At 37.3% G+C, this 5,269-nt stretch carries 3 protein-coding genes and 1 pseudogene; all 4 read right to left on the bottom strand.

What is annotated here, in order from left to right; translation table 11 throughout:
* Positions 1 to 122: pseudogene (locus I8752_RS21080) on the bottom strand (IS5/IS1182 family transposase); the annotation flags it as partial.
* Positions 123 to 279: 157 nt separating this feature from the next.
* A complete protein-coding gene (locus I8752_RS21085) occupies positions 280 to 2,763 on the bottom strand; it encodes a CHAT domain-containing protein (protein WP_214434244.1) in 2,484 nt (827 codons plus the stop codon).
* A complete protein-coding gene (locus I8752_RS21090) occupies positions 2,756 to 4,861 on the bottom strand; it encodes a two-partner secretion domain-containing protein (RefSeq protein WP_318780877.1) in 2,106 nt (701 codons plus the stop codon). Before I8752_RS21090 ends, I8752_RS21085 begins: the two co-directional genes overlap by 8 nt.
* Positions 4,862 to 4,868: 7 nt before the next feature.
* On the bottom strand, positions 4,869 to 5,269 hold a 401-nt coding region (locus I8752_RS21095), incomplete at its 5' end, for a transposase (RefSeq protein ID WP_214434246.1).

Genomic DNA, 5,269 nt, shown 5'->3' on the forward strand with positions numbered 1-5,269 from the left:
TTGCATATTTCACGCATATCTGTTGTACGTGGATGGCCTCCCTCTTTAGCTGGTGGAATTAAGGGAGACAGGATTTCCCACTCCATATTAGTTAAGTCTGTGGGGTAAAACTTTCGCGCCATGAGTAACTATGTAAATACACTGTCTACAAGGTATCTTATACTTGCCGTAACCTCTTTTTCCTCACTTTTAGATTTACTTTATAAATAGCCTCTTAGAGCAATTGAATGGTACAACAAGTAAAAGATGATCGACTTATGGTTGTCAGACCATTAAATTCTATAACCAGCTTCCCAGCAAAATGAATGGTGCCCAATAATACGGATGACTATAAGTAGGATTGGATTTTAAGCTCAGTTGTGCAAGTCTTAGTGCTTCAGCTTTAGTTAAGCCACTGTTTAATCCCCGATAAAATTCTTGCATCAAAATCACTGTAGACTGTGCTTCTACCAACCACAAGCTAGCAACTGTACTACGCGCACCTGCTTGTACTGCAACTCCCGCAATCCCCAAGGCTGACCTTTTGTTTCCCTTTGCGGTTTGACAGGCACTCAAGACCAATAGTTCAATCATTTGGGGACTAACTTGAGCTTTATTTCTTAATAAACTGTCAAACTCTGCAATATTAATTTGTCGATCGTATGCGAGAAATCCTGTGTGTGTTGGCTCAGAACTGAATTGCCCGTGCGTACTAATATGAACAATGGGAAAATTAGTCTTACTGATTTTTTCTTTAAAATTATCACTAGTAAATTCTTCATCCAATAAAGTAAGAGAAGATTTAGTTAGTTTTTTGACATCTGCTACTTCTTCTTTGACTTGAGGTAGTGCTACTGCATTGGGTGGAGCATTAATGTCTTTCAAGCTGGGGCTTGGTATAGATAAACCAGCAATTAGAGCTTGCATTTTATCTTTTAGTAGGGATTTGGGAACTGGAATTCTTGAACCCAAAGTTCCTGAAAAGCTATACCGATTTAATAAATAATCTTTTCCATCATGCAACACTTGCATGGGCAAGCTTTGAAAAGATTTATCCAAAACAAAAACTAATGTACCAGCATCTGGTAAATATTGCTCTAAAGGTGCAAATAATTTTTGATAAATTACTTGAGAATGGGAAATAAGCACGCGCTCTTTAGTAGCAAAAAGTCTTTTATCTTGTAACAATTTTAACAGTGCATCAACATGACTCATCACTAATTTAGAATCTATAGAGTGATGAGCGGGTGGTTTTCCTGGGATTTTAACAATTACTTCTATACTGTCGGTCAAATTAATAATATGAATGATGGCTGAAGCGGCATTTAAGTTTTGGATTTCATCTAAAGCAATGAGATCGAGTCTACCACATTTGAGATAATCTTCTAATTCTGCCATGTGGAGTTGCTCGTGAATTTGGCTTATCAAATCATAATCGGGTGTAGAACTCTTAGCGAGCAATTCCATGTAACTGCGATAAACGGGGTTTACCTTTTCATAAAAGAAAAATTGTGAATCAGAATTACTCGACAAGAGATTAGCTCGAAGATTTGTAATACTGTTAACAGCTGCACCATAGGCTTGACGGGCGGCATCAACTTTTCCTTGTTTTTGATACAACTTGCCTAACTGCTCTTGTAAAGAGTATACAATATCTTCCGCGCGAATTGATTGAGCCAAAATTAAAGCTGTTTCCAAATAAGAGAGTGCTTTCTCTGGCTGGAATTTACCTAATTCTTCTAAACTTTTAGCTTCTAGCTTTTGGCTCTTAATAGTTTTTGCTATTTGCCAAGCATCTTGAGCATATTCAATAGCCTTTAAGCGTATCTGTTGGTCTGGCAACTTACTTAAACTATTAGCGAATTTTAGCCTAGCTTGAATAGATTGCTCACGCGATAAACTTTCAAAAGCTGAAGACTCTTGCAATATCAGATTTATTAATGGTCGAATCCGTTGACTAATTTTTGTATTAATATCTGGCAAATTCGGTTGAGTTTTCAGCCATTCTTGAAAATTTAATAGTAAATCTAAACTATTTAATTGAGCTTGAAGTTTAATATTTATTGACGTGTTTGAATGAATGGCTACAAATTGATATTTGTCAAGTGCTTCCTGTGCTTTTTGCGGAATAAAGTTGACAATCGCATCTGTTAAGAGTGGTTCCTCTATCCACTTATATTGCTGGATTGCTTGTTTATAGATATCTTGCTTTGTGTTTCCTAATGACAAGACAATCTTGTTAACTTGCTCTGGAGAAATATTTGTTCCTAATAATATTTGTTCCAAAACCATTTCAGATTCGCTTAATTTGTAATTTAAACGCAGCACTTCCCCTAAACTTTGCAATGCCAGTAAGTTTGCTGGTGTTAAATGAATCTGTTGAATTATTGTTGCTAGTTTTTCTTTTTCTTTTATAGATACTGGCAACATCCTTGGCTCACAGAGCCATTCATCCAGTTTCAATGCAGTCACTAGTTTTTTACAAGCCTGGAAATGCAGACCTAATTTTTGCAGAGCGAAGTTTTGATAGACCAGACTTTCTGTAATACCCTCTTGATTATTTAGTTGACGATAAATCTTAGTTGCTTCTTGCCAATTATTCAAGGCTTCTGCTGGTCGATCTCGATTTAATTGTCCTCTACCTGCCTTGAGCAGCAGTTGAGCTTGTTGCTGTTTTGACTCATCCTTATTAGTTCCAGCTAATAATACAAGAGGCGAATTCCAAACTATTGCAATAGTCAGAACCCCTAAAAATAAATACTTCAGCCATCTTTTCTTAATCATCGCTGTAACTTGTTTCCACCAATGGGAACAATTGTGATACTGGAGTTACAGAAGAACATGAACTAGAATTTAAGGGACTATTAGGAGTTACTTCGTTCGGTTTGGTTGCTACTAACGTGACTTGTCCATTGGAATCAAATACCCAACCCTGAGCTTCTACAATTTGCGTAGTATCTTCAACTGTTGAAGACTGTGTTTTAGTTAAAGGTTGATTTTCTACAACAGGTATAGAACTACTTTCTAGAAAAGCCTGATTATATAGTGGGTCGTCCAACTCAGCCGGCGCACTTTCTCTACCTCTAATAACAAACTTACCTGCTACTGCCCCCGATCTTCCTGGGCAAACTGATGCAATTTTTGGGGTTTGTGCGATCGCTTCTGGTTGTGCTTTCAGTTGCTCAGGATTTCTATCTTGGAAGTTGATTTGTACTATACCGTCAATTCCTCGTTGCGAAGTCGTAGTAATTTGTGTTTTAGGCGAAATAAATAGCCCTTGTGTGTTGATTCGGATGTTCCCACCTCGTCCCTCAAAAGCGTTGGCTGTAATGGCGCTGTTATTAGAGGCGGTTAGAATGTGCGTGTTAATGATGATGTTACCACCGTTTCCGGAAGTGCCTTGCTGCCCAGCTGTTGCAGAAATATTGCCAGAGCTTAGTTGAATGATGTTGGAGGTTATTTTGATGTCGCCACCTTCACCAACGGCAGTGGTCGCGCTAATGCCTCCGCCATTATTAAAGATATTGATTCTATTCGTAGTGATATTAACGTTTCCAGCGTTTCCAATACCTTCGTTACGAACACTCACTAATCCACCGTTGCTAATGCTTAAACTTGGCGTGTTAATTGTCACATCTCCAGATTCTCCAGAAGGTATTGGAGGAATTCTATATAATTGTTGTAAAACTTGAGGCACAGTACTAGCAGATGAAATCACTGAACTAGGATTGTTAATAGTAGCCATCTTTCCGCTTAAAGTTACAGAATCAGAGGCATTTATAGTAACACTTCCACTATTGCCACTAGATAAGGTAGAAGCATCAATTGTTCCTCCATCCTGAACTATTAAAGTTGATGTATTGATTGTTAAACTACCAGCATTACCAGTATTAAAAGTAGTACTAGCAATAGTAGATGGTTGAAAAACTACTGGTGCATACCCAGTTACTTCTATAGAATTAGCAGCATTTAAAATTACATTACCACCTTGACCACTGCCAAAATTGGAAGACGTTACAGCACTTCCATTTTTAACAACTAATTTTGGTGTTGATAAAGTAATATTACCTGCATTTCCTGAGCCAAAAGCTCCAGCAGCAATTAAACTGAAAAGTCGGGGAGTTAAAGGTGAAACTCCTAGTAATTGGACAGAATCAGAGGCATTTACAAATATATTTCCACCAGGAGCTTTACCAAAAGTTAATGTATTAATTTGTCCTCCATTTTCAAGTATCACCTTGGGAACTAAAATTTTAATATCTCCTCCAGCACCTAAGCTCAAACTTTCATTTCGTAAACTGCCCGCAATTCTAGCAACTGGATCGCTACCGTTTATCTTCAAAAATTCAGAGGCAGTTACACTTAATGCACCTGCTGGTGTTATGCCTTGGTTTTGAATTAAAATTACCGATCCATCAGTAAGTATAACTCCCTTTCCTTGTATATGTATCGAACTATTACCATTACCATTAGCATTAATAAAAGCACGGTTTGATAAATCAATATTACTGAATGAAGATACACTTCCAAAAGAAAAATTCCACCCTGAAGAATCTGGAAAAATGTTGACTAAACCATCATTAATGCTATTTAATTCAACACGCCCTTCTCTTGCTGTTAACGTACCACCTTCTAAAAATATATTATTTCCAATAAATCCTAATGTATTTCCTGATTTTACTTGTAAACCTATTTGATTACTACTCATTCTTGTTGGTAAAAACGGTGGAGCAGCCAAGTCATGTCCTTCACCTTTAATATGGATTGCGCCTGAATTTGCTTCAATTACTAAACCAATAGGCTGACTAATAGTTAGCAGGGTTGTATTTCTCGACGAATCTTTAGCACTAAATTTAATGCCGTCAGCAAAATTACAGCGTATTGCAGGTTTATGAGGTACAGTAACAACAGTTTGTAAACCAGTTTTTTAAATGCTCTGGATTAATCAAATTAAGTGCAGTTGCGATGAGAACATCAACCATTTTTGAAGAGGTTGGAGAAAAGGAGCGTAAAAAAGCTTTTAATTGTGACCACCAATGTTCGATGGGATTAAAGTCAGGAGAATAAGGTGACTGATAAAGAACATTTGCACCCTTTGATTGAATTAAAGACTCGATTCCTTCCACTTTATGTGCAGGGACATTATCCATAACAACTACAGCACCCGTCCAGAGTTGGGGAAGTAAACACTTTTCAATAAAGACTTTAAATGCATTTCCATCCATTGAACTATTCAACGTCATCACAGCCAAAACTTGTTTCATGCTTACTGCCCCGATTACTGTTACCT

Origin of the sequence: Dendronalium phyllosphericum CENA369 (assembly GCF_016056275.1) — a bacterium.
Lineage (GTDB): Bacteria > Cyanobacteriota > Cyanobacteriia > Cyanobacteriales > Nostocaceae > Dendronalium > Dendronalium phyllosphericum.